Genomic DNA, 26,451 nt, shown 5'->3' on the forward strand with positions numbered 1-26,451 from the left:
GAACTCGATCCGCGAGAGAACCGGATAACCGGCGCGCCCACCGGCCCGCGGCGTCGTCGCCCGGGGCTCCCCTCCCGGGGTCGCGGGTGACGTCGTGATTGTCAGTGCTCACGCCGCCCGGCATGCGGGTGGTGGACCGACTCACCGCCACCCCGTTCCAGAACCTGCGCAAGTTCGGCGACAGCACGGACCGCCAGGCCCGGCGCACCCTGAACTTCGCCCTGCGCCTGGCCGAGACCATGTTCCACTACGGCGCGGACGCCCTGGACGTGGAGAACGCGATCATCGCGGTGTGCGCCACGTACGGGGTGGAGAACCTGGACGTGGACATCACCAACCAGTCGGTGACCATCAACTACGTGGCGGAGAGCACCACCACGGGCAAGCTGGGCCGGGCCGCGTCGACCGCGAAGGACACCCACGGCGAGGGCGGCTCGAGCGCCCACCCGACCACCTCCTTCGACGGCGTCCCGGGCACCACGGCGGAGCACCGCAGGGCCGCGCCGTCCCAGGAGTCCCCCCAGGACCGGGACGAGCACGACCCGTGGGGGGACTCCACCACCTCGAGCCACACCGTGATGCGCGTGGTGCGCTCGTGGACGGACAACTACGCCGGTCTCGCCGACTCCCACCAGCTCGTGACCCGCATCATCGAGGGTGAGATGCCCCTGCGGGAGGCCGAGCGGGAGCTCAAGGAGATCAACGCCCGCCCCAAGCCGTACCCCCGGTGGATGGTACTGGCCGCGACGATCATCGCCGCGGGCACCCTGACCCTCGCACTGGGCGGCACGATCGTGGGCGCGGTGGTGGCCATGGGCTCGGCCACCGTGGTGCAGCTCGTCACGGCCAAGCTGGGCGCGTGGCGGATCCCCGAGTTCTTCTCCCTGGGCGCCAACGCCCTGGTCATCACCCTGATCGCCATGGTGATCTCCGCACTGGGGGTGGAGCTGTACCCACCGAAAGTCATCGCCGGTGGGCTCATCATGCTGCTGCCCACCACCCGCATGGTCTCCACCATGCAGGACGCGATCAACGGCTTCCCCGTGACCGCCGCCGGGCGGCTGCTCTCCACCGCCATGGCGTTCCTCGCCATCGTGGCGGGGATCGCGATCGGCGTCTCGCTGACCGTCCGGCTGGCGGACGTGCCGGGCATCGACATCTCGCAGTCGAGCTTCACCCCCGCGGGGGTGCTGCGCAACGTGGTCTTCATGCTGGTCTCCACGGCGCTCATCGCGGTGCTGATGCAGGCCAAGCCCCGGCACATCCCGCCGGCGCTGCTCGCGGCCTTCGCCGGGCTGCTCGTCTACCACGGGATCGGCCTCGTGGATCCCGGGGCGCGGCTGGCCACGGGCGTCGCCGCGGTGGTCAGCGGCTGCGTGGCCGCCCTGCTGGCGGCTCGCGCGCGCATCCCCCAGGCCGTGCTGGCCATCCCCGCGATGACGTTCCTGCTGCCCGGGCTCACGCTGTTCCGCGGCATGTACGCCATCACGGTGGAGAACGAGACCGCGGGCCAGGGGATCACCGAGCTGCTCAACGCCATGGCCTCGATCGTGCTGCTGGCCGCCGGCGTGGTGCTCGCCAAGTACCTCATGCGCCCGTTCATCGAGCAGATGCAGCACCTCTCCCAGCGGCGCAACCGCCGCCGCTGAGGAGCTGACGGGCAGCCGCAGCCCTCGGACGGCGCAGCGCCCGGGCTGCTTAGAGGATCTTCCCCACGGGCAGCTTCTTCTCCGCCTGGAAGACGTCCTCGGTGCGCCCGCCGGCCCAGTAGCCCGACAGGGACACCTGGGAGCGGTCCAGGCCGCGCTGGTCGAAGAGCACCGTGCGGGCGGCCTTCATGGCCTCGCGCTCGCCGTGCACGAAGGCCTGCACCCTGCTCACGTCCTCGGGCCACGCGGCGTCCGCGATGCCCTGCACGAGCGCCCGCTCACCGGACGCCTCGTCCGCGCGGTGCACCCACCGCACCGTGATCCCCTCCGGGACGGCCACGTCCGAGAGGTCGAGCTCGTGGGCGGCGTCCTGGACCTCCAGGACCACCTCGCCCCGTGCGGAGACGGGCAGGGCCTCGAGATTCGCGAGCACGGCGGGCACGGCGGCGTCGTCGCCCGCGAAGAGGCTCCACGTGGCGTCCGGGTCCGGCATCCACTTGCCTCCGGGGCCGAGCGCCACCAGGCGGTCGCCGGGCGCGGCGGCGTCCGCCCACGGCCCGGCGTAGCCCTCGGAGCCGTGCAGGGCGACGTCGATCCACACCTCACCGGCGGCGGGATCCGTGCGGCGCAGGGTCATGTGGCGGGAGACCGGCTGGTCCTCCGGCGCCGCGGTGTCCCGGACCTCCCAGTAGTCCGGCAGGGCGCCCGGGGCGGTGGCCGCGAGGGTGGCCTGCGAGAAGAAGATCAGCTTGACGTACTTCTCCGGGGCCTCGATGTCCTGGAAGTCCTGCGCGTTGTCGATCCTGCAGACCAGCCGGACCATGGCCGGGGAGAGCTGCAGGCGCTCGGCCACGGTGAGCTCGAGCTGGGGCTTGCTGGGACGTGCTGGAGTGGCTGTCATGCCTCCAGCTTAGGTGCTCCTAACCTGGCAGCTCCCAGGAGACGGGGTCCGCGCCCTGCTCCTGCAGCAGGGCGCTGGTGCGGGAGAAGGGGCGGGAGCCGAAGAAGCCGCGGGACGCGGAGAGCGGCGAGGGGTGCGCGGACTCCACGGTGGGCGCGCCGCCCAGCCAGGCCGCGGTGCCGCGCGCGTCGCGGCCCCACAGGATTCCCACGAGGGGCTGCTCGCGCGCGCCCAGCGCTCGGATCGCGCACTCCGTGACCGCCTCCCAGCCCTTGCCCCGGTGCGAGGCCGGCGCCCCGGCCTGGACGGTGAGCACCCTGTTGAGCAGCATGACCCCCTGCCCGGACCACGAGGAGAGGTCCCCGTGGGGCGGCGGGGCGATCCCGAGGTCCGACTGCAGCTCCGCGTAGATGTTCTTGAGCGAACGGGGCACGGGGCGCACGTCAGGGGCCACCGAGAAGGAGAGCCCCATCGCGTGGCCGGGAGTGGGGTACGGGTCCTGGCCCACGATCAGCACCCTGACGGCGGACAGCGGCTCGCGGAACGCACGGAAGATGTTCTCCCCAGCCGGCAGAGTGTGGCGGCCCTGGGCGTGCTCGGCCCGCAGGAACTCGCCCATCGCACGGATCTGCCCCTCGACCGGTTGCAGGGCCCGCGCCCACTCCTCGTGCATGATCTCGTGCAGCGGACGCTGGGCGTTCACGGGGCCTCCCCGGGTCGGGTGCGGCGCGCACGGGGTGCTTCCGTGCGCGTTAGGGTGGGGCTCATGTCTACCACGGGGGAGGAGCTCGACGAACTGGACCGCGCGATCCTGGAGCTGGAGTCCCAGCACTGGAAGTACCGGGGAGCCAAGGAGTCGGCGATCCGCTCGCGGCTGGGGCTGAGTCCCGTGCATTACTACCAGCGGCTCAACGCGCTGATCTCCTCCGAGGCCGCCGCCCGGCACGCTCCCATGCTGATCTCGAGGCTGCGCCGCGCCCGCTCGCGCTGAGCGGACTCCCTGCGGGCCGTGCCATACTCGGCCCCGAGTCCGCGCGCCGTCCTGTGGAGCGCGCCGCCCACCGTCCAGGAGAGCCAGACCATGAGCGAGTACCCCCGCGACGAGTTCGACGACGTCCCCGAGGACGGCGCCCGCCAGGGCGCGCACCGGGGCCACAACCCCGCCGCCCGCACCGGCTCGCGACGGGAGTTCCGCGCGATCCTCGTGACCGGGCTGCTCGCGCTCGCCCTCGGTGCCGTGTGCTTCGTCAACGCTCCGCGCACGGAGCAGGACACGTCGGCCTCCGCACCGGCGGGCGCCGTGTCCGTGGCCGTGAGCGCTGCGGCTGCCCCGCCCGCGGTGCCGGGCACGACGACGTCGCCCGCGGCACTTCCGGGGTACGTCACCGCGGCCTGAGGCACCGCGTTCAGCCAATGATGAAACCGGCGCCCCGGGGTGCCCGCTCGGTTGCGGTTCCTCGCGCGCCGGTGCCACTATTGGATTAGCACTCAGTCGAGTGGACTGCTAACCGGGTCCGGTGGCGGCTCTCGGCATCCGGGTGAAACCACATCACGGTGAGGTGGTCGCGGCGCGGTGAGGATCGCGCCCCGTCCCCGTCCGTCGCGGGCACCGTGATGACACGTCTTGTTTGTCAACCGTCCAGGAGGGACGAAACACATGGCAAAGATGATCGCATTCGACGAAGAAGCACGCCGCGGTCTGGAGAAGGGCCTGAACACCCTCGCGGACGCCGTGAAGGTCACGCTCGGCCCCCGCGGGCGCAACGTGGTCCTGGAGAAGTCCTGGGGCGCCCCCACCATCACCAACGACGGTGTCTCCATCGCCAAGGAGATCGAGCTCGAGGAGCCGTACGAGAAGATCGGCGCCGAGCTCGTCAAGGAGGTCGCCAAGAAGACCGACGACGTCGCCGGTGACGGCACCACCACGGCCACCGTGCTCGCCCAGGCCCTCGTGAAGGAAGGCCTGCGCAACGTGGCCGCCGGTGCGGACCCGCTGTCCCTGAAGCGCGGCATCGAGAAGGCCGTCGCGTCGGTGACCGAGCAGCTGCTGTCCTCCGCCAAGGAGATCGAGACCGAGGAGGAGATCGCCGCCACCGCGTCCATCTCCGCCGCCGATCCCGAGATCGGCAAGCTCATCGCCGAGGCCATGGAGAAGGTCGGCAAGGAAGGCGTCATCACCGTCGAGGAGTCCAACACCTTCGGGCTGGACCTCGAGCTGACCGAGGGCATGCGCTTCGACAAGGGCTACCTCTCCGGCTACTTCGTCACGGACGCGGACCGCCAGGAGGCCGTCCTCGAGGATCCCTACATCCTCATCGTGAACTCCAAGATCTCGGCCGTGAAGGACCTCGTCCCCGTGCTCGAGAAGGTCATGCAGGCGGGCAAGCCGCTGCTGATCATCGCCGAGGACGTGGACGGCGAGGCGCTGGCCATGCTCGTGCTCAACAAGATGCGCGGTGCCGTGAAGTCCGTGGCCGTGAAGGCTCCTGGCTTCGGCGACCGCCGAAAGGCGCAGCTTGCGGACATCGCGATCCTCACCGGCGGCCAGGTCATCACCGAAGAGGTGGGCCTCTCGCTCGAGTCCGCCACGATCGACCTGCTGGGCCAGGCCCGCAAGGTCGTCGTGACCAAGGACGAGACCACCATCGTGGACGGTGCCGGCACGCAGGAGGAGATCGAGGGCCGCGTGGCCCAGATCCGCGCGGAGATCAACAACTCCGACTCCGACTACGACCGCGAGAAGCTGCAGGAGCGCCTGGCCAAGCTGGCCGGTGGCGTGGCTGTGCTCAAGGCCGGTGCGGCCACCGAGGTGGAGCTCAAGGAGCGCAAGCACCGCATCGAGGACGCCGTGCGCAACGCCAAGGCAGCCGTGGAGGAGGGCATCGTCGCCGGTGGCGGCGTGGCCCTCATCCAGGCCGGTGCCAAGGTGTTCGAGTCCCTCGACCTCTCCGGTGACGAGGCCACGGGCGCGAACATCGTGAAGGTCGCCATCGACGCGCCGCTCAAGCAGATCGCGCTGAACGCCGGGCTGGAGCCGGGCGTGGTGGTCGACAAGGTGCGCGGGCTCGAGACCGGCTGGGGCCTCAACGCCGCCACCGGCGAGTACGAGGACCTCATGGCCGCGGGCATCAACGACCCCGTCAAGGTGACCCGCTCCGCCCTGCAGAACGCGGCGTCCATCGCCGGGCTGTTCCTCACCACGGAGGCCGTGGTGGCGGACAAGCCCGAGCCCGAGGCCGCCGGTGCGGGCGCGGGTGCCGATCCCATGGGTGGCATGGGCGGCATGATGTGATCCACCCTCACTGAGGGATCCGCGCGGGCCGGTCGACGGACCGCGCGGAGAACCGGAAGGACCCCGGGTGTGCAGTGCACACCCGGGGTCCTTCTGCGTGTCGGGGGGTTTTGGGAGGATGTGCCCATGACAATCATCGCTTCCGCGGACGGCTCCGCGCTCGGCAACCCCGGCCCGGCCGGCTGGGCCTGGTACATCGACCCCACCTCGTGGCAGGCGGGGGGATGGGCGCACGGGACCAACAACCAGGGTGAGCTGACGGCGGTGCTGAACCTCCTCGAGGAGACCCGGCACCGCAGGGAGGAGCCCCTGCGCGTGCTGTGCGACAGCCAGTACGTGATCAACTCCGTCACCAAGTGGATGCCGGGGTGGAAGAAGAAGGGCTGGAAGAAGCGGGACGGCAAGCCCGTGCTGAACGTGGACATCATGAAGGCCCTCGACAGGGAACTGGCCGGGCGGGACGTCAGCTTCGAGTGGGTCAAGGGCCACGCTGGCCACGAGCTCAACGAGGCCGCGGACGAGCGCGCGCGGGCGATGGCGGTGGCCTACCAGAAGGGCACGGACCCCGCCCGGATGCCCGTGGGCCCGGGCTTCCGCGACGACGACGCCGCCTCTGACCTCGCCACCTCCGAGAAGGCTGCTGACGCCGCTGACGTCGCCGGTGCCGCTGACGCCGGCGCCTCCGCCGGTGCCGGGCGCCACTCCACCGCGGCTGACGCGACGCCGTCCGCCAGCGAGGCGGCCCCCGTCACTTCTCACACGGTGGCCGGGGCCCGTCCCACGACCACGGCGGCAGGAGCACGTCCCGCCACCACGGTGAGCGATCCGGACGAGCAGCCGGACCTGTTCTCCGAGCTCGCGCTGGGCGAGGACCCGGCGGACCCGACTGACCCGGCTGACCCGTCCTCGGTCCCGGGTGGCGAGGCCGCCGGCAGCCACGGGGGCCTCCCCGCGCACCTGGTGGCGGACGCGGTGTCACGGGAGATGGCCGTGCTCCGCTCCACCGCACAGCAGCACGGCGCCGTGGACTTCCTGCACCGGGACGCACTGTGCGTGGACACCCACGGCCGCTGCCTCACGGGGGAGGCCGTCCTGGAGGTCCTGCGGGGCTCGGGCGCGGTGGACGAGACCCGGGTGACGAGTCTGGGCTCCGGCTCCTACCACCTGAGCTACCGCTCGGAGGAGCCCTCTGCGGTGACCCGCCGCAGCTCGGTGTGGGTCCGGGAAGACCAGCACAACGAGATGGGTCCGTGGCTGCTGCGCTACCACCAGGTCACCGCGGAGCACTGAGCGCGGCTCAGCCCGCGAACATGCGGGCGTTGGCGGCCTCCGTCTCGGCGTACTGGGTGCCCGCGGTGGCGAGTGCCTGGTTGATCTGGGCGACGGCCTGCTCCATCTGCGCCTGGGCGGAGCGCCACGAGCGGAACGCCTCCTGGAAGCTCGCGGACGCGGTGCCGGTCCAGGAGGCCTCCAGGTCCGCGAGCGTGCCGGTCATGCCGTTGACCTCGGCGCTGAGACGTTCGATGTGGCCGTGCGCCTGCTGGGCCTTGGCGGCGATGGTGTCGCTGTCGACGACGAAGTGGGCCATGGTGTTCCTCCCCGGAAACGGTGGTGATCCCGGCGCGGTGCCGGTCACGCCACGGTAGGGCCCGGGGATCGGCCCCCGCGGCGGTCCGGGGCGGGGTTGGGGACTCAGGCGTCGTCGGGCGTGCTGTCCACAGGCTTCGTGTGGGGGATCCGCACGGTGAAGGTGGCGCCGCCTCCCTCGGTCTCGGTGAGTTTCACGGAGCCGTCGTGCTGGTCGATCACCGCCGCGACGATGGACAGCCCGAGCCCCGTGCCACCCGTCTCGCGCGTGCGGGAGGAGTCGGCGCGGTAGAAGCGCTCGAAGACGCGCTCGGCGTCCTGCCCGTGGATGCCGGGTCCGTGGTCGCGGACCTGCAGCACCGCCGTGAACTCGCCGTCCACAGCGGGCTCCAGCCCCACCGCCAGCTCGAGGGGCGAACCGGCCGGGGTGTAGCGCAGCGCGTTGGTGAGCAGGTTGGCCACCACCTGCCGCAGCTTGGACTCGTCGCCGTGCACCCACGCCTCCTCCGGCGTGGAGTCGTGCAGCCCTCGGACCACCACCGAGCGGTCTGGAGCGGTGGCGTGGGCGTCCGAGGCGGCGTCGTAGGCGAGGTGCAGGAGGTCCACGGGGCGGTTGGCGGCCACGCGGCGCTCGTCGAGCCGCGCCAGGGTGAGCAGGTCCTCCACGAGCTGCGTCATGCGCTTGGACTCGGACTCGATGCGCTCCATCGCCTTGCCCACGTCCTCCGGGGTCTGCAGGGCGCCGTGGCGGTAGAGCTCGGAGTAGCCGCGGATCGAGACGAGCGGGGTGCGCAGCTCGTGGGAGGCGTCCGCCACGAAGCGGCGCAGCTTGGTCTCAGAACGGGTGCGGGCGTCGAAGGCGTCCTCGATGTGGCCCAGCATGGCGTTGAGCGAGGCGGAGAGCTGGCCGATCTCCGTCTGCGGGTTGTAGCCCTCCATGCGCTGGGACAGGTCCCCGTCCGCGATCCGTGCGGCGGTGGCCTCCACCTGGCGCAGCGGCTGGAACGCGCGGGTGACCATGACCCACCCCACGGTCATGGCCGCGAGCAGCGTGGCGAGTCCGAAGCTGAAGGTCAGCAGACCCACCCCGGAGATGATCGCCGTGGTGCGGTCCAGGGGCTGGGCCACGGCCACGGACATGTCGAACATGGTCAGTTTTGTGGCCACCACCCGCCACTTGCGTTCGGGGGCGCCCACGGAGCCCACCGTCTGCGCCTGGCCGTCGTGGGAGCGCACGTAGTCCAGCGTCAGCCCGCTGAGGTCCGGGGTGGACTGCTGCGCGGACGAGCTGGAACTGGGGCGGGCGGTTGCGATGACGTTGGCGTCCTCGTCCAGCAGGAAGCCGGGGTTGGGCACGGGCGTGGTCACGTCCCCCTGCAGCGCGCCCGTCAGCACGGGGGCGACCGAGGGGACGGAGCTCGCCAGCTCGTCGTCGATGCTCGCCACGAGGTTGTCCCGCAGCACCGAGACCGCCACCAGCGTGGTCACCAGCACGCTGACGGCCAGCAGCAGCCCCGTCAGCGCCATCAGCTGGGAGCGCAGGGAGGCGGTGCGGAACCGGCGGGCCAGGAGGTTCAACGGATCAGTGGCGCTTGTCCGAGGAGCGCAGCAGGTAGCCCACGCCGCGCTTGGTGTGGATCAGGGAGGGCTGCTCGGGGTCGTTGTCGATCTTGCGCCGCAGGTAGGAGATGTAGGACTCCACGATGGAGGCGTCCCCGTTGAAGTCGTACTCCCACACGTGGTCCAGGATCTGCGCCTTGGACAGCACGCGGTTGGGGTTGAGCATGAGGTAGCGCAGCAGCTTGAACTCGGTGGGGGAAAGGTCGATCTCGCGGTTGCCGCGGAAGACCTCGTGGGCGTCGTCGTCGAGGACGAGGTCGTCCACCTTCAGGCGGGAGTCCTCCTCCTCGAGCGGCTGGGTGCGGCGCAGCACCGCGCGGATGCGCGCCACGACCTCGTCGAGGCTGAAGGGCTTCGTCACGTAGTCGTCGCCGCCCACGGTCAGGCCAGCCACCTTGTCGTCGGTGTCGTCCTTGGCCGTGAGGAACAGGATGGGGAAGTGGCGTCCGGCGGCCCGCAGCTTGCGGGTCACGGAGAACCCGTCGATGTCCGGGAGCATGACGTCCAGGACGGCGAGGTCCGGCTCCTCCGCCTCGGCCTTGAGCAGGGCGTCACGGCCGTTGGCCGCGGTGACGACCTCGAAGCCCGCGAATCGCAGGGAGGTGGCCAGCAGCTCGAGGATGTTGGGCTCGTCGTCGACGACGAGCAGCTTTGCTTCGGGAGTTTTCGCATTCACGGTCGTCAGTATCTCCAAGTTTCCTGTGAGGGGTCTGTTTCCACACCGGAGAAGCTCTGGAAGTCCGGCCGGGGCCCCTCAGGCCCGCGAGCGGCGTCGTGCGCCGCGCAGCAGCTCCACGCACATGAGCAGGAACGCGACCGGGAGGAAGATCGCCGGGAAGAGCGTGAACCCCGCCCACAGGACGTGCCCGCCGGCGGAGGCCACGAGCACCGCGACGATGGACAGCGCGCACAGGCCCGCAATGACCAGGGCGACGAGCAGCAGGGTGGAGATGCGGCGCGGGGAGCCCGAGGCAGCGGGACCGGGGGCGGCGGCACCCGGGGCGGCGGGGCGGGGAGCGGCGGCGGAGGTGGTGTCAGACATGCTCCCCAAGGTACCTCTCCCGCGGCGCGGGGCCCCGTTACGCGGTGGGTTGAATCGGCAGGGGGCCGCGCGCGGGGGAGGATAAACTGTGGATTTCGTAGGCCGCGGCGTCCCGGGATCCGAGGACGCACCGGCACAGAGGCAGCGACGAGAGACTGAGGTGATCCCCGTGCCCACGGGCAAGGTCAAGTGGTTCGACGCAGACAAGGGTTTCGGCTTCCTGGCCACCGACGACGGCCAGGAAGTGTTCCTGCACTCGTCCGCGCTGCCCCGGGGAGTCACCACGGTGAAGCCCGGGACCCGCATGGACTTCGGGATTGCGGACGGCAAGCGCGGTGCCCAGGCGCTGTCGGCGACCGTTCTGAGCACACCGCCGTCGGTGGCGCGCAACACGCGCAAGCCGGCCGAGGAGATGGCGGGGCTCACGGAGGACCTCATCCGGCTGCTGGACGGCATGTCCAACGGGCTGCGCCGCGGCCACTACCCGGACCACGCGCACGGCAAGAAGATCGCGGCCATCCTGCGCACCGTGGCGGACGAACTCGATGTCTGAGGCTGCCGGGACCGCCACGCACGGCGGAGAAGATGCCACCCCCGGGCAGGGCCAGGAGGCGCTGCCGGTCGAGGAGAGGGAGCAGTCCGTGACCCAGACCGTGGGCTCAGAGTCGGAGACGGTGCACGAGGAGACGCTGGTCCTCACGGGGACCGCGCAGGACGGCGCCGCCGCCGCGTCGCAGAAGGAGTCCGGGGCCGCCGACGACGCCGCACCGGCAGCTGCCGCACCCCGCGCCCGCACCGGGTCGCGAGCGGCCCGCACGCGCGCACCCAAGCAGGACGCCGTGCTCACGGAGGCCGTGGCCCTGGCCCGCGAGGCGGTGGTGGACTCGCCCGAGGGCGAGGCGGCCGTGGGGCAGCACCTGGGCGTGGTCGTCCACGAGGACCGGCTGCTCACACACCTCTTCGACTGCCGCCTGCGCGGCTACCCGGGCTGGACCTGGTACGCCACCGTGGCCCGCGCGCCACGCACCAAGCACGTGACCGTGTGCGAGTCCGGACTGGTTGCCGGCCCGGACTCCCTCCTGGCGCCGGACTGGGTGCCGTGGGAGGAGCGCATGCAGGCGATGAACGACGAGGAGGAGAGCCCTCAGGAGGACGCCGAGGGCTCCGACTCCGCCGACGAGCAGACGGGCGCCGAACCGGAAAGTGCCGAGCCGACAGGCACCCAGTCGACCGACGCTGAGACGGACGATACTGAGACGACCGGTACTGCGCCCACCGACGCTCAGTCGACCGACACTGCGCGGCGGGACTCCCACGGGGACGGCGAGCCCTCCGAGGACGGCGCGTCATCGTAGGAGGCGGGCCCCGGAAGGGGCCCGGTGCCGCTGATCCCGAGCCCCGCACCACGGGGATGTTCCGCTCCCTGAGCATCCGCAACTACCGGTTGTGGTTCCTGGGGGCGTTCGTCTCCAACATCGGCACGTGGATGCAGCGCACGGCGCAGTCCTGGCTGGTCTTCGACGAGCTGACGGACCACGACGCGACCGCCATGGGCGTGGTCATGGCCCTGCAGTTCGTCCCGCAGCTCGTCCTGGCGCCCTACGCCGGGGTGCTGGCCGACCGCTACGACCGGCGCAGGATCCTGGTGGTCACGCAGGGCGCCATGGCACTGCTCGCCGCGGGGCTGGGTGTCCTGCTGCTGCTCGGTCTCGCGGAGCTGCCCACGGTGTACGTGTTCGCGCTCGCGCTGGGGATCGTCGCCACGTTCGACGCCCCCGTCCGCCAGACCTTCGTCTCTGAGATGGTCCCGGACACCCACCTGTCGAACGCCGTGGCCCTGAACTCCACATCGTTCAACTCCGCGCGGTTGATCGGGCCCGCCGTGGCCGGTGTGCTGGTGGCCGCCGTGGGCACGGGGTGGGTCTTCATGATCAACACCCTCACGTTCGGCGCCATGATCTGGGCGATCTCGCTGATCGACGACGCCCGCCTGCGGCACTCCCCGCGGGCGCAGCGGGCGCGCGGACAGATCAGGGAGGGGATCGGCTACGTCCTGCACCGCCCGGACCTCGTGGCCGTGATGAGCACGATCTTCATGATCGGCACGTTCGGCATGAACTTCGCCGTGTACCTCGCCGCCATGGCGGGCACGGTCTTCGGCCAGGGCTCCCAGGAGTTCGGCGTGCTCAACTCGATGCTCGCGGTGGGCACGGTCACGGGTGCCCTGCTCTCCGCGCGGCGGGCGAGCGCCCGGCTGCGCTACATCTTCCTCGGGTGCGCCGCCTTCACCGTTTCGTGCCTGGGCGCCGCCACGGCGCCGTCGCTGTGGCTGTTCGCGGCGTGGCTCGTGCCGTGCGGGGTGTCGTCCCTGACGATCATGACGACCGCGAACGCGTACGTGCAGACCACCACGTCTCCCAGCATGCGGGGCCGGGTGATGAGCCTCTACATGGCCATCTTCATGGGCGGCACGCCGATCGGCGCCCCCGCCGTGGGGTGGCTGACCGACACGCTGGGCCCCCGCTGGGGCATGGGTTCCGCGGTGGCCGCGGGCGCCGTGGGCGTGGCCGTGGGCCTGCTGTTCGCGTGGCGGGTGCGCGGCGAGCGGGCGGAACTGCGCCCGTAGCGCGGGGGACGACGACGCCGCGCGGCTGCCTTCCCGCCCGCGGGGCCTCAGTCCAGCCCGTTGGCCACGGTCCAGTCGATGCACTCCAGCAGGGCGCGAACGTCCTGCGGGGGCACCGAGGCGAAGGTGGCGATCCGCAGCTGGTTGCGCCCGAGCTTGCGGTAGGGCTCCACGTCCACCACGCCGTTGGCGCGCAGGACGGCGGCGATCCTGGCCGCGTCCACGGCGTCGTCGAAGTCCACGGTGCAGACCACGGGGGAGCGGTGCCCGGGCTCCGCGACGAACGGGTGGGCGGCCTCGCTGCGCTCGGCCCAGTCGTACACGAGCCCGGAGGTCTCCGCGGTGCGCGCTGCCGCCCAGGGCAGACCGCCCTGCTCGAGCAGCCACCCGAGCTGCTCGTCGAGCATCACGAGCCCGGCGAGCGCCGGGGTGTTGTACGTCTGGTGCTTGCGCGAGTTCTCCACGGCGGTGCGCAGCGACAGCACGTCCGGAATCCAGCGCCCGGAGGCTGCAACGCTCTCCACCCGCTCCAGTGCGGCGGGGGAGAACGCGGCGAACCAGATGCCGCCGTCGCTGCCGAAGTTCTTCTGGGGGGAGAAGTAGTAGACGTCCGTCTCGGCGAGGTCCACCGCCATGCCCCCAGCGGCGGAGGTGGCGTCGACGACGGTCAGAGCGCCGTCGTCCGCGTGCACCCGGCGCACCGGCATGGCCACGCCGGTGGAGGTCTCGTTCTGCGGCCACGCGTAGACGTCCACGCCGGACACGGCCTCCGGCCCCTCCGGGCGGGAGCCGGCCGGCGTCGCCACGACCACCGAGGGTTCCAGGAACGGGGCCCGGTCCGTGACGCTCGCGAACTTGGAGCCGAACTCGCCGAAGGACAGGTGCTCGGCGCGGGAGGAGACCAGGCCGAAGGCGGCCGCGTCCCAGAACGTGCTGGACCCGCCCAGCCCGAGCACGATCTCGTGGCCCTCCGGCAGCGAAAAGAACTCGCCCAGGCGCCTCTGCACGCGGGCCACCAGGTCCTTCACGGGCGCCTGGCGGTGCGAGGTGCCCAGCAGCGAGGCCCCCGTGCGCTGCAGCGCGGCCACCTGCTCGGCGCGCACCCTGGACGGACCCGCTCCGAAGCGCCCGTCCTCGGGCAGCAGGGACGGGGGGATCACGGGTGTGCTGGTCACGGGTACTCCTCGGGGCGACGGCGGGGTGTCGCCTCCCATTGTGCCCGCACCGGGCAGGCGCCGTCCGCGAACTCCGTGGGCCCGTGGGCAACTGGATACAATCGGGGAGAATCTTCGAGAACAGCCGGAACGGCATTCTCCACCACCACGCGGTTGACGTGCGCGCCCCCTGCGAAGAGATCTGAGGACGAACCATGAGCGGCGATCTGATCGACACCACCGAGATGTACCTGCGTACGGTGCTGGACCTGGAGGAGGAGGGCATCACCCCCATGCGGGCACGCATCGTGGAGCGCCTGCACCACTCCGGGCCCACCGTCTCCCAGACGGTCTCGCGCATGGAGCGCGACGGCCTGCTCTCCGTGGCTCCGGACCGCTCGCTGCGGCTCACGGACACGGGGCGCACCATGGCCGTGTCCGTGATGCGCAAGCACCGTCTCGCGGAGCGGCTGCTGGCGGACGTCGTGGGCCTCGACATGGCCCACGTGCACGAGGAGGCCTGCCGCTGGGAGCACGTGATGAGCGAGCGCGTGGAGCAGCGGCTGGTGGACCTGCTCGGTGATCCCGAAACCTCCCCGTACGGCACACCCATCCCGGGGCGCGGCTCGCAGGGGGGTCCCATCACCGCCACCGAGATCTTCCAGGGCCGCACCCTCCTGGACGTCGCCACCGAGGAGGGGGACACGCAGTACGTGGTCACTCTGCTGCCGGAGGTCGTGCAGGCGGACCCGGAGCTCATCGAGATGCTCAGCTCCGCGGAGATCCTGACCGGTTCGCACGTGAGCGCCCAGCTGAACCCTCGGGACGAGCACCGGGTGCTCGTGACCCGGGCGGACTCGGGCGTCTCCCTGGACCTCGACGCCGCGACCGCGCGCGCCATCCGCGTGGGGGAGATCGACGCCTGACCCAGCACGGGTGGCCGTTGCCGGCGGGACCGCGGGAGAAGCGCAGTAGAACCGCGCTGGAACCCCGGGGGAGCACCCCCCCCGGGGTTCCTCGCTCTCCCGTGACTTTCTGGTTCCCCGGTGTGACCTTCCGCATGTGGGGACACTCACGGGCTCGGGGAGCTCGTCAGCCGGGGCTGCTGCCGGGGGTCGGAGCATTCCCCCATGTCAGCGGGCACTTTTGCCGCCGCGGCGTGGTTTCGACGTGCCGCCCAGGCCAGTTCGATTCATATCGGTGAGATAATGAGTTGCGCCCATTGATGGCGGCTGGTGCTCGATCCGTGACCCGTTGTAATCAAAACGTGACATTTTCGTTATCTGTCCTGTACAGTCATGACCGTGCCGATCACTGGTCGGATCCGGCACTCCCGAGCGCTCGCCGAGTTCTGCCATGCGCCCCGGGACCCGTACACAGAAATCCGCATGGCAGAAGCGGGGGAACCACTTTCCGGGTTCGTTGCAGCCCAACGGATCCTCGGGGTTAAGCCGGCACGGAGCACCACTTCGTGCGGCCGGATGTCTCCCATCCGAACCCGACAGCTCACCTCGTAGGCGCAGGGAGGAACACTCATGTCTTTCGTGAAGCACAGCACTGCCCGCCACCGTGCCGAGACGTCCTCGCACGTGGTCCGCAACTCCACCGTTGCGGCCGTGGCCGCCGGCGCCGTCGTCGCCGGTTTCGCATCCCCGGCCCAGGCCGCGGGTGAGGTCGTCGACCTCGGAACCACGTCCTACAGCGTGGACTTCTCCACCCAGTCCTCGGACCTCCTCGCCTCCAGCTCGAGCGTGAGCACCCAGTCGAACCACTCCGCGTCCGGCGTGGTCGGCACCGCGTACGAGGGCATCGGCGGCGCGTACGTCTGGGGCGGCACCGGCTTCAAGGCCTGGGACTGCTCCGGCTTCGTGCAGTGGGTCTACGCCCAGAACGGCATCGACCTCCCGCGCACCACGTGGGCCCAGTTCGCCGCCGGCACGCCCACCTCCAACCCGCAGCCCGGCGACCTCGTGTCGCAGAACGGTGGCTCGCACGTGGGGATCTACATCGGCAACGGCCAGATGATCTCCGCTCTCAATCCTTCGCAGGGCACCCAGGTTCACGCTGTGAACGCCATGCAGGTGGACGGCTTCTACAGGGTCCGCTGAACTCCTCGGGATGCGGACGTCCACACGGATGACCGCACTCCCGCGCTGAGCTAGACACTCGGCCCTGCGCGCCGCCCGGAGCCCCCGGGCACGGAGCGGCGCGCGCCGGGCCGGAACACCTGAAATCGCAAGTAACCACATCACCGCCCGCACGGTGAACCGCGACGTCCACACCGGATGCCGAAGGCTCACCGCACTTCTCGTGCCCTGGGTGGATACGAACGTGTTAGGAAACCTCACGCATGTCGAACGAAACCGCTACCACGGCCAAGGGCCTCTTCGCCGGTAAGGCCCGCACCGTGGCCGCAGTTGCCGCCTTCTCCGGTCTGGCGCTCGCCACCACCGTGTCCGTCCAGGCCACGCAGAACGCCGACGAGCAGGCTCCCGCCGCCGCCGTGTCCGAGGCCCCGGCCTCCGAGAACACCGTCTCCGCCGAGCCCGCCGCCAAGGCTGACAAGGCCGAGAAGGCTGAGAAGGCCACCAAGTCGGAGACCAAGAAGGCCGACAAGGTCGAGGCCGCCGCTCCCGCCGTGCAGACCTCCGTGGTCGAGGCCGCTCCCGTGGCCGACGTGACCCCGCTGCAGGCTCCCGCCGCCCAGGCTCCCGCGGTGACCACCGCTTCCGAGAACGTGACCCCGGTGGCCGAGCAGGCTCCCGTGTCCCAGGGCCGCCACGCCGCCCCGGCGTCGCAGCAGACCATCCAGGCCGAGGCCGCGGCGCAGAACTACACCGCCGTGTCGAACACGACCATTCCCGACACCACGGGTGTCCAGAGCCAGAACACCGGCTGGACCGGCCACGCCGCCGCCGCCGACGAGAAGACCCAGGCCCCGGCTGCCGAGACGTCCGCCCCGGCCGCCAAGGTCACCACGCAGTCCACCTCCGGCCAGTCCAGCTCCGCCAAGGGCGAGGCCATCCTGGGTGCCGCGCAGGGCCAGATCGGCGTGAACCAGGACTGCACCGCCCTGGTGAGCAACTCCCTGAAGGCCGTGGGCATCAACTTCCACGGCTGGCCGGCCGACTACAAGTCGCTGGGCACCGCGGTCTCCGCGGACCGGGCGCGCGCCGGTGACATCGCCTACTACGCCGACGGCGGCGCGGGCGTGGCCCACGTGGCGATCTACGCCGGCAACGGCCAGGCCGTGCACGGCGGCTGGAACGGCAACCAGACCGTCCAGACCACCGCGAACGTGGGCTCCGGCCCCGAGTACATCCGCGTCGGCTGATTCGGATCCTCTCGGCACAGCGGTGACCAGCCGCGTGCCACACCTCGTATCGAGTCGGGACCGGTTGTGTACCCGCTCCTGACGCGAGCGACACGAGACGCAAGGACCCTGCACAGTGCAGGGTCCTTGCGTCTTTCCCGTACCCGGGTGGCGTTCGTACCCGGCCGGCGTTCGGGAGGGCGCCGTAGAATGGGGGGCATGTCCACCGATTTCTCCCACGCGGCTCGCACCCCCCAGGACCAGGAGTTCACCTACTACGCGATCGGCATGGTGGCCGGCGCGGTTCCAGGCATCGTCGTGGGGTTCCTGGTGGCCGCCTTCGCGGGTCACGCCGCCATGTGGCTGTCCGTCTTCGGCGGTGTGGGCATCATCATCGGTCTCGTGGTGGCGTCCCTGCTCTTCCGCCGACGCCGCGCGGCCGCCCGCCATGGGGAGACGTCCGCGCCCGGCCCGGTGGACTCGGGTGCGGTGGACTCCGGTGCGGTGTCTCCCGGCCCCGCCGACGACGCCGCGTCGCAGACGTCGCCTCCCCGCCGCTAGACCGTGCGTCTCTGCCGCTAGACCGGGCGGCGTCGGGCCGTCGCCGCGCCCTGCCCCCTTGCCCGGTGCGTCATGCCCTCACTGCGCGGTGAGCTCGGTGATCTCCCGCGAGACGTTCTCCCGCCCCCGGTCCTCCCACAGCTCCACCGCCAGGGGGTCGTGGAACAGCGCGGGTGCACTGAGCAGCCGCCGCAGCACCTCCGCGCGGGCGGCCCGGAAATCCGCCTCCGGAACGTGCGCGTACTCGCGCCGCACGGCCTCTGTGTACCGGGCGTACTCCTGCGGTGAGGCCCCCAGGATGCTGAGGTCCGCGTCCACCAGCAGGCAGGCCTGACGGTCCGCGGGGTCGGGGCGGTGCTCGAGCGTCACCAGCACGAGCTGCGCAACCCGCTCCGCAGCGGCAGGGTCCCACCCCGCGGCGGTCAGCTCCCGGCGGGCGAGGTCCGCGGACTCGCGCTCGTCGTCCCCCTCGGTGCCCTCGTGGACGGCGTCGTGGAACCACGCCGCGAGCAGCAGCCCGGGCTCCGGGCGGCCGCCGATCAGCCGGTCGAGCGCCTCCAGCACGCGCAGTAGGTGGGACGTGTCGTGGTAGGTGCGGTGGGGTTCGTTCCAGCGCTCGAGCAGGGCCGCACCGAGCTCGGGGTGCTCCGGGAAGTGACGAGCCCAGCGCGCGGTGAGCGCGGCGGTGATCTTGGCCGGGCGTCGTCGTGCGGGGATCCGCAGGCCGCTGCGGATCAGCAGCCGCGCGAGCTGCTTGCCGTCCACGGCCACTGCGCCCAGGGCCACCGCGTCCGCGTGCCGGTGTGCCGGGACGTCGTAGTGGTCCTCGTCGAAGGCGCGCACGGACACCCCGAGCTCCTGGGCGAAGCCGTGCAGCTCCCCGAGGGACGCGTCCGAGACCAGGTGGGAGAAGACGGTGCCGTGGGCGGGCCACCGGGGCGGGTCGATGTAGACGGTCATGTCCCCATTGTGCGCCCGACTCGCGGGTGGCCCGCCGCGCCGATAAAGTGGGACAGTGTTGCCCTCGTAGCTCAGGGGATAGAGCACGGCTCTCCTAAAGCCGGTGTCGTTGGTTCGAATCCAATCGAGGGCACGAACAGGTGCCCCACCCGTCATCGGGTGGGGCACCGTCGTGTCCGGGGGCTTTGGCAGCGAGTTCAACCGGCCGCAGAACCAGCATGTGGGGACCGCAGACTCAGGACCGGAGGGTTGGGAGCTCAGCGCCGAGAGTTCAGCTCCGGGGCCGCTGCCCGGGGAGCCTGCCCCGGGAGAAGTCGTCGAACTTGCGGCGCACCACCGAGACGCAGACGAGCACGGCGATCAGCAGCAGGGCGGCGAAGAGGATCCACCGGGCGAGCACGAGCCCCGAGGCGTACGCGGCGGCCGCGGTGTCCTGCGGCTGGGCCACGGCGGCGTCGAGCGCGGAGTTGCCCAGCAGGAAGACCACGGCGTAGGCGAGCACGACCACCCAGTAGACCCACTTGCGGGCCCGCTGCGGGGTGTTCAACCCGGTGAAGAGCAGCCAGCCCAGCCCGGTGAGCAGGGGCGTGAGCAGACCGGTTGTCGCGTGGACGCCCTCGTACTCCGTGCGCCCGTCCGTGCCGAGCCCGCGGGCGAAGTCCGCCAGGTGCTCGGCGGAGAAGCCGCCGGCCAGCAGCTCCGGGGCCGTGACCCCTCCGGCCAGGGCGCCGGAGACCCCCTGCAGCACGAGCAGGTGGTAGTACAGCCACAGCGCCACGCCCACGAAGAACGCGACCCCCACGAGGATGCCCGCGGAGGAGCTCTTGCCGGGCTCCGGGGCGAGCTCGCCGGGGCGCATCTCGTGCACGCTCACGGGGCGCACGGCCGGGTCCCGCGGACGCCTCGGCGCGGCGGGCGTGGAGCCCTCGCTCTCCCCGTACTTCTTGGCCTTCTGCGCTCTGGTCATACCCATGGCCCCATTATCCCCCGGGTTGTACTGTGAAAGGACTACGGGTGCCACTCCCGCGAGGGGTGGAGGTCAGGTGCCCCGCGGGCACCGCGAAAGGTGGTGAAGGTCATGGAGCTCTCCATCGGCCTGCCGGACGGCCTGCTCATGAGAGCGGGGGAGGACGGCGGCCTGACCCTCTACGAGTCGGACCACACGACCGTGCGGCGGCGCATCGACTGCACCGTTCTGGGCGGTGCCCGGCTGGCGGACATCGTCTGGTCGCACAAGCTCTCCGCCGTCCTCGCCGCGGCCCCCGAGACCAACCAGCTCTTCCGCTGGGACCCCTACACCGACTCCCTCCAGGAGTACGCGGGCACGGGGGAGTCCGGGCGCCGGGACGGGAAGATCGCCCAGGCCAAGTTCGCCGCCACGGTCTCCATCACCGAGGCGCCGGACGGGAAGCTGTGGCTCGTGGACCGTGACTCCTCCGCCCTCCGCTACATCACGATCGACACGGACCGCCCGGACGGCGATCCCCACGTGGTCACGGTCGTGGGCCGGCACGGGGCCGGATACGTGGACGGCCCGGCCGAGGACGCCAAGCTCGCGCACCCCGAGGACCTGCAGATCCTCTACGACGGCTCCGTGGTGGTCGCGGACACCGGCAACGACGCCCTTCGCCACCTGGATCCTTCCGAGGGGGAGGTCACCACCATCTACGGCGGGCCGCGCACGGAGGAGGACGTCCTGGACGACGACGTCGTGCTGCGGGCCCCGGTGCGGGTCACCGTGGCGGACTCCCAGCTGTGGGTCGAGGACGCCAACGGCCGACACCTGGTCGAACCCCGCTACGTCTGAGCCGGCACGAGAACTGCGAGCGCGGTCGCCGGGCGGGGACGCACGGCGCGTCGGAGAGCCCGGTTAGGCTGGGGCCACCATGGACTACCTCTCTGACAATCCTCTGCTCTCGGCGTCGTCGGTCCGGACGGGCCCGGGCAGCCGGGACAACGCTCCCGCTGCGGACGCGGTGTCCCCCGCCCGCCTGGTGGAGGGCCTCAACGAGCCCCAGCGTGCCGCCGTGGAGCACTCCGGTGCCCCGCTGCTCATCGTGGCCGGTGCGGGCTCCGGCAAGACCAGGGTGCTGACGCACCGCATCGCCCACCTGCTCGCCACGGGGCGGGCACGGCGCGGCGAGATCCTCGCCATCACGTTCACGAACAAGGCCGCCGCGGAGATGCGCGAGCGGATCGTGGAGCTCGTGGGAGAGTCCGCGCGGTCCATGTGGATCTCCACGTTCCACTCGCTGTGCGTGCGGATCCTGCGGCGCGAGGCGAAGACGCTGGGGCTGAACACGAACTTCTCCATCTACGACGCCGCGGACTCCCTGCGGCTCATCACCCAGGTGGCCAAGCAGCACGAGCTGGACCCCAAGAAGTTCGCGCCCAAGGCCATCCAGCACAAGATCTCGGCGCTGAAGAACGAGCTCGTGGATGACGAGACCTTCCTGGCCCGCGCCAGTTCCACGGATCCGTTCGAGTCCGCCGTGGCCCAGGTCTACCGCGGGTACACGCAGCGGCTGCGCGCGGCCAACGCCATGGACTTCGACGACCTCATCGGCGAGACCGTGCACATGTTCCGCGCCTTTCCGCAGGTCCTGGAGTACTACCGCCGCCGCTTCCGGCACGTGCTGGTGGACGAGTACCAGGACACCAACCACGCGCAGTACGCACTCGTGCGGGAGCTCGTGGGCGGGAACTCGCCCACGCACACGGACGACTCCGGCATCCCGCCCGCCGAACTCACGGTCGTGGGCGACTCGGACCAGTCCATCTACGCCTTCCGCGGCGCGGACATCCGCAACATCACCGACTTCGAGCGGGACTTCCCGTCGGCGCGCACCATCATGCTCGAGCAGAACTACCGCTCCACGCAGAACATCCTCTCCGCCGCCAACGCCGTGATCTCCCAGAACGCGGACCGCCGGGACAAGAAGCTGTGGACCGCCGAGGGGGACGGTGCCCCGATCGTCGGCTACGCCGCGGAGAACGAGCACGAGGAGGCGCGGTTCATCGCGGAGGAGATCGACAGGCTCCAGGACGAGCACGGGATCCGCCCCGGCGACGTCGCCGTGTTCTACCGCACCAACGCCCAGTCCCGCTCCCTCGAGGAGATCCTGATGCGCGTGGGCCTGCCCTACAAGGTGGTGGGCGGCACCCGGTTCTACGAGCGCAAGGAGATCAAGGACGCCATGTCCTACCTGCGCGCGATCGCCAATCCCGCGGACGACATCACCGTGCGCCGGATCATCAACGAGCCCAAGCGGGGGATCGGGGACCGCGCCCAGGGCTCCATCGCCGCGCTCGCCGAGCGCGAGGGCATCTCGTTCTCCGAGGCGATGCACCGGCTCGACGAGGCACCGGGCCTCGCCACCCGCTCGGCGAACGCCGTGGCGAAGTTCGCCCAGCTCATGGACGACCTGCGGGAGCTCTCCGAGGGCGCCTCCACCACGGCGGTCCTCGAGGCCGTCCTGGAGCAGTCCGGCTACCTTGAGGCGCTGCGCTCCTCCAACGACCCCCAGGACGAGTCCCGCGTGGAGAACCTCGCCGAGCTGGTGGCCGTGGTGCGGGAGTTCGAGAAGGACCACCCGGACGCCGGGCTCGGCGAGTTCCTGGAGCACGTCGCCCTCGTGGCGGACGCGGACCAGATCCCGCAGCAGCCCGCGACCGAGGAAGGCGGTGCGAGTGCCCAGCAGATCGCGCGCGAGGTCGAGGAGGCGCGCTCGCAGGGCGTGGTGACCCTGATGACCCTGCACACCGCCAAGGGCCTGGAGTTCCCCGTGGTGTTCCTGACCGGCATGGAGCACGGGATCTTCCCGCACCAGCGCAGCTTCGCGGACCCCTCCAGCATGGAGGAGGAGCGCAGGCTCGCGTACGTGGGCATCACCCGCGCCCGGCAGCGGCTCTACATCACGCGGGCCGAGTCCCGCTCCATGTGGGGGCAGTCGCAGTTCAATCCCGCGAGCCCGTTCCTGGACGAGATCCCCGCACACCTCATCGACTGGAAGCGCGAGGGCGCTGCCGCCGGGGGCGGGTGGGGCTCGCCCATCCACTCGGCCTCCCAGGCGAGGGACCCGCTGCGGGGCTCGTCGTGGGGTGCCGGCGCGGGGTCGGGCGCGACGTTCCGCAGGCTGTCCCCGGCGTCGTCGGGCCGTGTGCAGCCCCAGAAGGAGATCCCGTCCCTGAGTGTGGGCGACACCGTGGAGCACAAGGCGTTCGGCCGCGGCTCGGTGGTGGCCCTGGAGGGCTCGGGGGACAAGACCGTGGCGAAGGTGCGCTTCGGCGCCGAGGAGAAGCGGCTGCTGCTGCGCTACGCCCCCATGACCAAGGCGGAGTGAGGCCGGGCGGACGCAGGCCTCGACAGGACTGGCCCCGACAGGACCGTGGGAGAGGGCAGGTCCCCGGGGGATCGGCGGGTCACCGGGACACGATGGACCGCGGGAGGTTGTGAGACCTCGGACGGTGAGGTACCGCGGGCGTCAGAGCAGGGCGAGCACGGGAACCGCGAACAGCGCCGTGACGCGCAGGGACTCCCCGGAACGCACGTGGACCACACCCAGCAGCAGGTACACGAGCAGCGTGGTCAGCGCCGCCGCCTGACCCCGGTCCAGCAGTGCCACGGCCGCCATCAGAACTCCCGTCACGAGACCGCCCCACGGCACCCAGCGCAGGGCGCGCCGGTCCACGAGCTCGCTCACGGCCCGGTGGGAGTAGGCCAGCAGGCTCGCCACGACCGCGCAGCGTCCCACCAGCCGCACGACCCACGCGAGCATCGCGAGCCACGCGAGACCGCCGTAGCCCGCGAACAGCTCGGTGTAGCGCTCCACGGGCGCCACGGCCCAGGAGCCGTCGAGCATCCCGGGCAGCACGAGCGCCAGCACGACGGCGGCCACGAAGCACAGCAGGATGCCGCGCCACCTGCGGTGGTCGAGGGTCCCCGGCTGGCCACCCTCGGGGGTGGCGCCCGGCAGGGGGTCCACGCCGCGGCGTCGTGACCACGCCACGAGGGCCCGCGCCACGAGCAGCCAGACGGCGCCGATGCCGAACCACTCGAGGCACTGCCAGCCCAGGGGAGTGGCCGCCGGCAGGGAGCCCGTGGCCGTCAGCACCGTGCCGGCCACCACGAGCTCGAGGCCCAGCGAGACGAACGCGAGCGTGGCGAGCGAGGCCATGAATCCGCGGTCCGCCTCGCGGGCGTCCCAGGTCTCCGGCAGTCCGATGCGTCGCATGGCCCCAGTCAACCAGCCGGGCCCCGCGCGCGGGAATCTGCCCGAGCGGGGCGGGGCCGCCGAGACTTGTGTGCTCCGTGACGGTCCCATGGACTAAAATCGCCGTGAGGGCCCTGTGAGCGCAGTGCTGCGCCGCATCCCCCCACATCAGGTCGCTCCAGCCGGGGGTTCCCGGCTCGGGACGACACACCTCGACGCAGAAGGACACTTATCCGTGGACCTGTTTGAGTACCAGGCACGCGACCTGTTCGAGAAGCACGGCGTTCCCGTGCTGGCCGGCATCGTCGCCACTACCCCAGAAGAAGCCAAGGCAGCTGCCGAGAAGATCGGCGGCGTGACCGTCGTCAAGGCCCAGGTCAAAGTCGGCGGCCGCGGCAAGGCCGGCGGCGTCAAGGTCGCGAAGACCGCGGATGAGGCCTACGAGTACGCCCAGCAGATCCTGGGCATGGACATCAAGGGCCACACCGTCCACCGCGTGATGATCGCGCAGGGCGCGGACATCGCCGAGGAGTACTACTTCTCCGTCCTGCTGGACCGCGCCAACCGCTCCTACCTGGCCATGTGCTCGGTCGAGGGCGGCATGGAGATCGAGCAGCTCGCCGTGGAGCGCCCGGACGCCCTGGCCCGCGTGGACGTCAGCCCCGCTGACGGCATCACCGAGGCCAAGGCGCGCGAGATCGTGGAGCAGGCCAAGTTCGACGCCGAGACCGCCGAGAAGGTCATCCCGGTGCTCGTGAAGCTCGGTGAGGTCTATACCAAGGAGGATGCCACCCTGGTGGAGGTCAACCCGCTGGTCAAGACCGGCGATGGCGAGATCCTCGCCCTGGACGGCAAAGTCTCCCTGGACGACAACGCCGAGTTCCGCCACCCCGAGCACGCCGAGCTCGCGGACAAGACCACGGCCGATCCCCTGGAGGAGAAGGCCAAGGAGAACGACCTCAACTACGTCAAGCTGGACGGCGAGGTCGGGATCATCGGCAACGGCGCCGGTCTGGTGATGTCCACCCTGGACGTCGTGGCGTACGCGGGTGAGAAGCACGGCAACGTGAAGCCCGCCAACTTCCTGGACATCGGAGGCGGGGCCTCCGCGGCCGTCATGTCCGCCGGCCTGGACGTCATCCTCGGTGATCCCCAGGTCAAGTCCGTGTTCGTGAACGTCTTCGGCGGGATCACCGCGTGCGACGAGGTCGCCCGTGGCATCGTCAAGGCTCTGGAGATCCTCGGGGACTCCGCCACCAAGCCCATCGTGGTGCGACTGGACGGCAACAACGTGGTCGAGGGCCGCGCGATCCTGCGCGAAGCCAACCACCCGCTGGTCACCAACGCGGACACCATGGACGAGGGCGCCGACAAGGCCGCCGAGCTCGCCCACTCCGCCAAGTAATCGCCCACGCGCACAGCTACCAGGAAGAAGACATGTCGATCTTTTTGAACAAGGACTCCAAGGTCATCGTTCAGGGCATCACGGGCGGCGAGGGCACCAAGCACACCGCCCGCATGCTCGCGGCCGGCACCCAGGTGCTCGGTGGCGTGAACGCCCGCAAGGCCGGGACCACGGTGAGCCACAAGGACCAGGACGGCACCGCCGTCGAGCTGCCGGTCTTCGGCACCGTGAGCGAGGCCATGAAGGAGACCGGTGCGAACGCGTCGATCGTCTTCGTGCCGCCGGCCTTCTGCAAGGACGCCGTGATCGAGGCCATCGACGCCGAGATCCCGCTCGTCGTCGTGATCACCGAGGGCATCCCGGTGCAGGACTCCGCGGAGTTCTGGGCCCACTCGCAGGCCAACACCGGCGCGGACGGCAAGCCCAAGACCCGCATCATCGGCCCGAACTGCCCCGGCATCATCTCCCCGGAGGAGTCGCTGCTGGGCATCACACCCGCGAACATCACGGGCAAGGGCAAGCTGGGCCTGGTCTCCAAGTCCGGCACGCTGACCTACCAGATGATGTACGAGTTGCGTGACCTCGGCTTCAGCACCGCCATCGGCATCGGCGGCGACCCGGTCATTGGCACCACCCACATCGACGCCCTCGAGGCGTTCGAGGCGGACCCGGAGACCGAGGCCATCGTGATGATCGGCGAGATCGGCGGCGACGCCGAGGAGCGCGCCGCGGACTTCATCAAGGCCAACGTCTCCAAGCCCGTCGTGGGCTACGTGGCCGGCTTCACCGCTCCCGAGGGCAAGACCATGGGTCACGCCGGAGCCATCGTCTCCGGCTCCTCCGGAACGGCCCAGGCCAAGAAGGAGGCTCTCGAGGCCGCCGGGGTGAAGGTCGGCAAGACCCCCTCGGAGACCGCGCAGCTCATGCGGGACATTTTCGACGGCAAGTGACCGGTTCCCGGTTCTCCGGGACGCCTCACACGACGACGCCGCTCGCCCACCTGGCAGGTTCCAGGGGTCCTCGCAACACCTGGTTGTTTAGTCAGTGATTAGTAGATCACGCAGACGCTGGGCTGGGTTCTTCCAGTCCAGCGTTTTGCGTGGTCGCCCGTTGAGTTCCTGGGCAACA

Annotated in this window: 26 protein-coding genes, 1 tRNA gene and 1 riboswitch; of the genes, 17 read left to right on the forward strand and 10 right to left on the reverse strand. The window is 70.9% G+C overall.

Annotated elements, in window-relative coordinates; genetic code table 11:
* Window positions 1-122: 122 nt before the first annotated feature.
* Entirely contained in the window at window positions 123-1,649 is a 1,527-nt protein-coding gene (locus D8M39_RS10590) for a threonine/serine exporter ThrE family protein (RefSeq protein WP_238694054.1), read from the forward strand.
* Between the two features lie 49 nt (window positions 1,650-1,698).
* On the opposite strand, the gene D8M39_RS10595 is transcribed toward D8M39_RS10590, so the two are convergent.
* Window positions 1,699-2,550 (reverse strand): siderophore-interacting protein, encoded by an 852-nt coding sequence (locus D8M39_RS10595; protein ID WP_055085048.1) that lies wholly within the window; start codon window positions 2,548-2,550, stop codon window positions 1,699-1,701.
* A gap of 19 nt (window positions 2,551-2,569) precedes the next feature.
* A complete protein-coding gene (locus tag D8M39_RS10600; protein WP_055085050.1) occupies window positions 2,570-3,253 on the reverse strand; it encodes a uracil-DNA glycosylase in 684 nt (227 codons plus the stop codon).
* Window positions 3,254-3,316: 63 nt separating this feature from the next.
* Here D8M39_RS10600 and D8M39_RS10605 point away from each other — a divergent pair, with 63 nt between their 5' ends.
* The 4 genes from D8M39_RS10605 (at window position 3,317) to D8M39_RS10620 (ending at window position 7,132) form a co-directional block, all read left to right on the forward strand.
* On the forward strand, window positions 3,317-3,541 hold the full coding sequence (locus D8M39_RS10605) for a DUF3263 domain-containing protein (RefSeq protein WP_055085052.1): 225 nt from the start codon (window positions 3,317-3,319) through the stop codon (window positions 3,539-3,541).
* A gap of 90 nt (window positions 3,542-3,631) precedes the next feature.
* A complete protein-coding gene (locus D8M39_RS13025; RefSeq protein ID WP_083482486.1) occupies window positions 3,632-3,946 on the forward strand; it encodes a hypothetical protein in 315 nt (104 codons plus the stop codon).
* Between the two features lie 261 nt (window positions 3,947-4,207).
* Window positions 4,208-5,842 carry a chaperonin GroEL gene (gene groL / locus D8M39_RS10615; protein ID WP_055085055.1) on the forward strand — a complete coding sequence of 545 codons (1,635 nt, stop codon included), beginning with the start codon at window positions 4,208-4,210 and terminating at the stop codon, window positions 5,840-5,842.
* A gap of 126 nt (window positions 5,843-5,968) precedes the next feature.
* On the forward strand, window positions 5,969-7,132 hold the full coding sequence (locus D8M39_RS10620; RefSeq protein ID WP_055085057.1) for a ribonuclease H: 1,164 nt from the start codon (window positions 5,969-5,971) through the stop codon (window positions 7,130-7,132).
* A gap of 7 nt (window positions 7,133-7,139) precedes the next feature.
* Here the strand turns inward: D8M39_RS10620 and D8M39_RS10625 are convergent, their stop codons facing one another.
* The 4 genes from D8M39_RS10625 to D8M39_RS10640 all read right to left on the reverse strand — a co-directional run bounded on the left by D8M39_RS10625 (window position 7,140) and on the right by D8M39_RS10640 (window position 10,091).
* Complete coding sequence (locus D8M39_RS10625; protein WP_055085059.1) at window positions 7,140-7,430, reverse strand: WXG100 family type VII secretion target; 291 nt, start codon at window positions 7,428-7,430, stop codon at window positions 7,140-7,142.
* A 104-nt stretch (window positions 7,431-7,534) separates the two neighbouring features.
* Window positions 7,535-9,007 carry an ATP-binding protein gene (locus D8M39_RS10630; protein ID WP_055085060.1) on the reverse strand — a complete coding sequence of 491 codons (1,473 nt, stop codon included), beginning with the start codon at window positions 9,005-9,007 and terminating at the stop codon, window positions 7,535-7,537.
* 4 nt (window positions 9,008-9,011) lie between these two features.
* Complete coding sequence (locus D8M39_RS10635) at window positions 9,012-9,725, reverse strand: response regulator transcription factor (RefSeq protein WP_055085062.1); 714 nt, start codon at window positions 9,723-9,725, stop codon at window positions 9,012-9,014.
* A gap of 78 nt (window positions 9,726-9,803) precedes the next feature.
* The gene (locus D8M39_RS10640) at window positions 9,804-10,091 is read right to left on the reverse strand and encodes a hypothetical protein (RefSeq protein WP_094393543.1); all 288 of its coding nucleotides are present in this window, start codon (window positions 10,089-10,091) and stop codon (window positions 9,804-9,806) included.
* Between the two features lie 169 nt (window positions 10,092-10,260).
* On the opposite strand from D8M39_RS10640, the gene D8M39_RS10645 reads away from it, so the two are divergent.
* Genes D8M39_RS10645 through D8M39_RS10655 form a run of 3 tightly spaced genes read left to right on the forward strand, consistent with a single transcriptional unit; the run spans window position 10,261 to window position 12,717 of the window.
* Window positions 10,261-10,644, forward strand: coding sequence for a cold-shock protein (locus D8M39_RS10645; protein ID WP_055082241.1), 384 nt, complete (start codon window positions 10,261-10,263; stop codon window positions 10,642-10,644).
* Complete coding sequence (locus D8M39_RS10650) at window positions 10,637-11,446, forward strand: DUF3027 domain-containing protein (RefSeq protein WP_055082239.1); 810 nt, start codon at window positions 10,637-10,639, stop codon at window positions 11,444-11,446. Before D8M39_RS10645 ends, D8M39_RS10650 begins: the two co-directional genes overlap by 8 nt.
* A gap of 56 nt (window positions 11,447-11,502) precedes the next feature.
* Window positions 11,503-12,717 (forward strand): MFS transporter, encoded by a 1,215-nt coding sequence (locus D8M39_RS10655; protein ID WP_055082237.1) that lies wholly within the window; start codon window positions 11,503-11,505, stop codon window positions 12,715-12,717.
* Window positions 12,718-12,764: 47 nt separating this feature from the next.
* Here D8M39_RS10655 and serC read toward each other — a convergent pair whose 3' ends face one another.
* On the reverse strand, window positions 12,765-13,892 hold the full coding sequence (gene serC / locus D8M39_RS10660; protein ID WP_055082235.1) for a phosphoserine transaminase: 1,128 nt from the start codon (window positions 13,890-13,892) through the stop codon (window positions 12,765-12,767).
* 194 nt (window positions 13,893-14,086) lie between these two features.
* Between serC and D8M39_RS10665 the strand changes: the two genes are divergently transcribed.
* The 4 genes from D8M39_RS10665 to D8M39_RS10680 all read left to right on the forward strand — a co-directional run bounded on the left by D8M39_RS10665 (window position 14,087) and on the right by D8M39_RS10680 (window position 17,745).
* A complete protein-coding gene (locus tag D8M39_RS10665) occupies window positions 14,087-14,797 on the forward strand; it encodes a metal-dependent transcriptional regulator (protein ID WP_055082234.1) in 711 nt (236 codons plus the stop codon).
* Between the two features lie 439 nt (window positions 14,798-15,236).
* Window positions 15,237-15,403: riboswitch (cyclic di-AMP (ydaO/yuaA leader) on the forward strand.
* 3 nt (window positions 15,404-15,406) lie between these two features.
* Window positions 15,407-15,979: a C40 family peptidase gene (locus tag D8M39_RS10670; RefSeq protein ID WP_055082232.1), complete on the forward strand. Its 573-nt coding sequence runs from the start codon at window positions 15,407-15,409 to the stop codon at window positions 15,977-15,979.
* Window positions 15,980-16,221: 242 nt separating this feature from the next.
* Entirely contained in the window at window positions 16,222-17,205 is a 984-nt protein-coding gene (locus D8M39_RS10675) for a C40 family peptidase (RefSeq protein WP_055082230.1), read from the forward strand.
* 198 nt (window positions 17,206-17,403) lie between these two features.
* Entirely contained in the window at window positions 17,404-17,745 is a 342-nt protein-coding gene (locus D8M39_RS10680) for a hypothetical protein (protein ID WP_232300177.1), read from the forward strand.
* Between the two features lie 78 nt (window positions 17,746-17,823).
* Here the strand turns inward: D8M39_RS10680 and D8M39_RS10685 are convergent, their stop codons facing one another.
* Window positions 17,824-18,705 (reverse strand): DUF4031 domain-containing protein, encoded by an 882-nt coding sequence (locus D8M39_RS10685; protein WP_055082228.1) that lies wholly within the window; start codon window positions 18,703-18,705, stop codon window positions 17,824-17,826.
* 60 nt (window positions 18,706-18,765) lie between these two features.
* Here D8M39_RS10685 and D8M39_RS10690 point away from each other — a divergent pair.
* A tRNA-Arg gene (locus tag D8M39_RS10690) sits at window positions 18,766-18,838 on the forward strand.
* A 138-nt stretch (window positions 18,839-18,976) separates the two neighbouring features.
* Here the strand turns inward: D8M39_RS10690 and D8M39_RS10695 are convergent.
* Window positions 18,977-19,678 carry a hypothetical protein gene (locus tag D8M39_RS10695; protein WP_055082226.1) on the reverse strand — a complete coding sequence of 234 codons (702 nt, stop codon included), beginning with the start codon at window positions 19,676-19,678 and terminating at the stop codon, window positions 18,977-18,979.
* 105 nt (window positions 19,679-19,783) lie between these two features.
* Between D8M39_RS10695 and D8M39_RS10700 the strand changes: the two genes are divergently transcribed.
* A complete protein-coding gene (locus D8M39_RS10700; RefSeq protein ID WP_232300176.1) occupies window positions 19,784-20,512 on the forward strand; it encodes an integrase in 729 nt (242 codons plus the stop codon).
* A gap of 79 nt (window positions 20,513-20,591) precedes the next feature.
* Window positions 20,592-23,048, forward strand: coding sequence for a DNA helicase PcrA (gene pcrA / locus D8M39_RS10705; RefSeq protein ID WP_055082222.1), 2,457 nt, complete (start codon window positions 20,592-20,594; stop codon window positions 23,046-23,048).
* A gap of 141 nt (window positions 23,049-23,189) precedes the next feature.
* Here the strand turns inward: pcrA and D8M39_RS10710 are convergent, their stop codons facing one another.
* A complete protein-coding gene (locus D8M39_RS10710) occupies window positions 23,190-23,939 on the reverse strand; it encodes a hypothetical protein (protein ID WP_055082220.1) in 750 nt (249 codons plus the stop codon).
* A 214-nt stretch (window positions 23,940-24,153) separates the two neighbouring features.
* Here D8M39_RS10710 and sucC point away from each other — a divergent pair, with 214 nt between their 5' ends.
* Window positions 24,154-25,323: an ADP-forming succinate--CoA ligase subunit beta gene (gene sucC, locus D8M39_RS10715; RefSeq protein ID WP_055082218.1), complete on the forward strand. Its 1,170-nt coding sequence runs from the start codon at window positions 24,154-24,156 to the stop codon at window positions 25,321-25,323.
* Window positions 25,324-25,355: 32 nt separating this feature from the next.
* Complete coding sequence (sucD, locus tag D8M39_RS10720) at window positions 25,356-26,273, forward strand: succinate--CoA ligase subunit alpha (protein WP_055082216.1); 918 nt, start codon at window positions 25,356-25,358, stop codon at window positions 26,271-26,273.
* Window positions 26,274-26,451: the final 178 nt, after the last annotated feature.

Origin of the sequence: Kocuria sp. HSID17590 (assembly GCF_003989485.1) — a bacterium.
Lineage (GTDB): Bacteria > Actinomycetota > Actinomycetes > Actinomycetales > Micrococcaceae > Kocuria > Kocuria salsicia.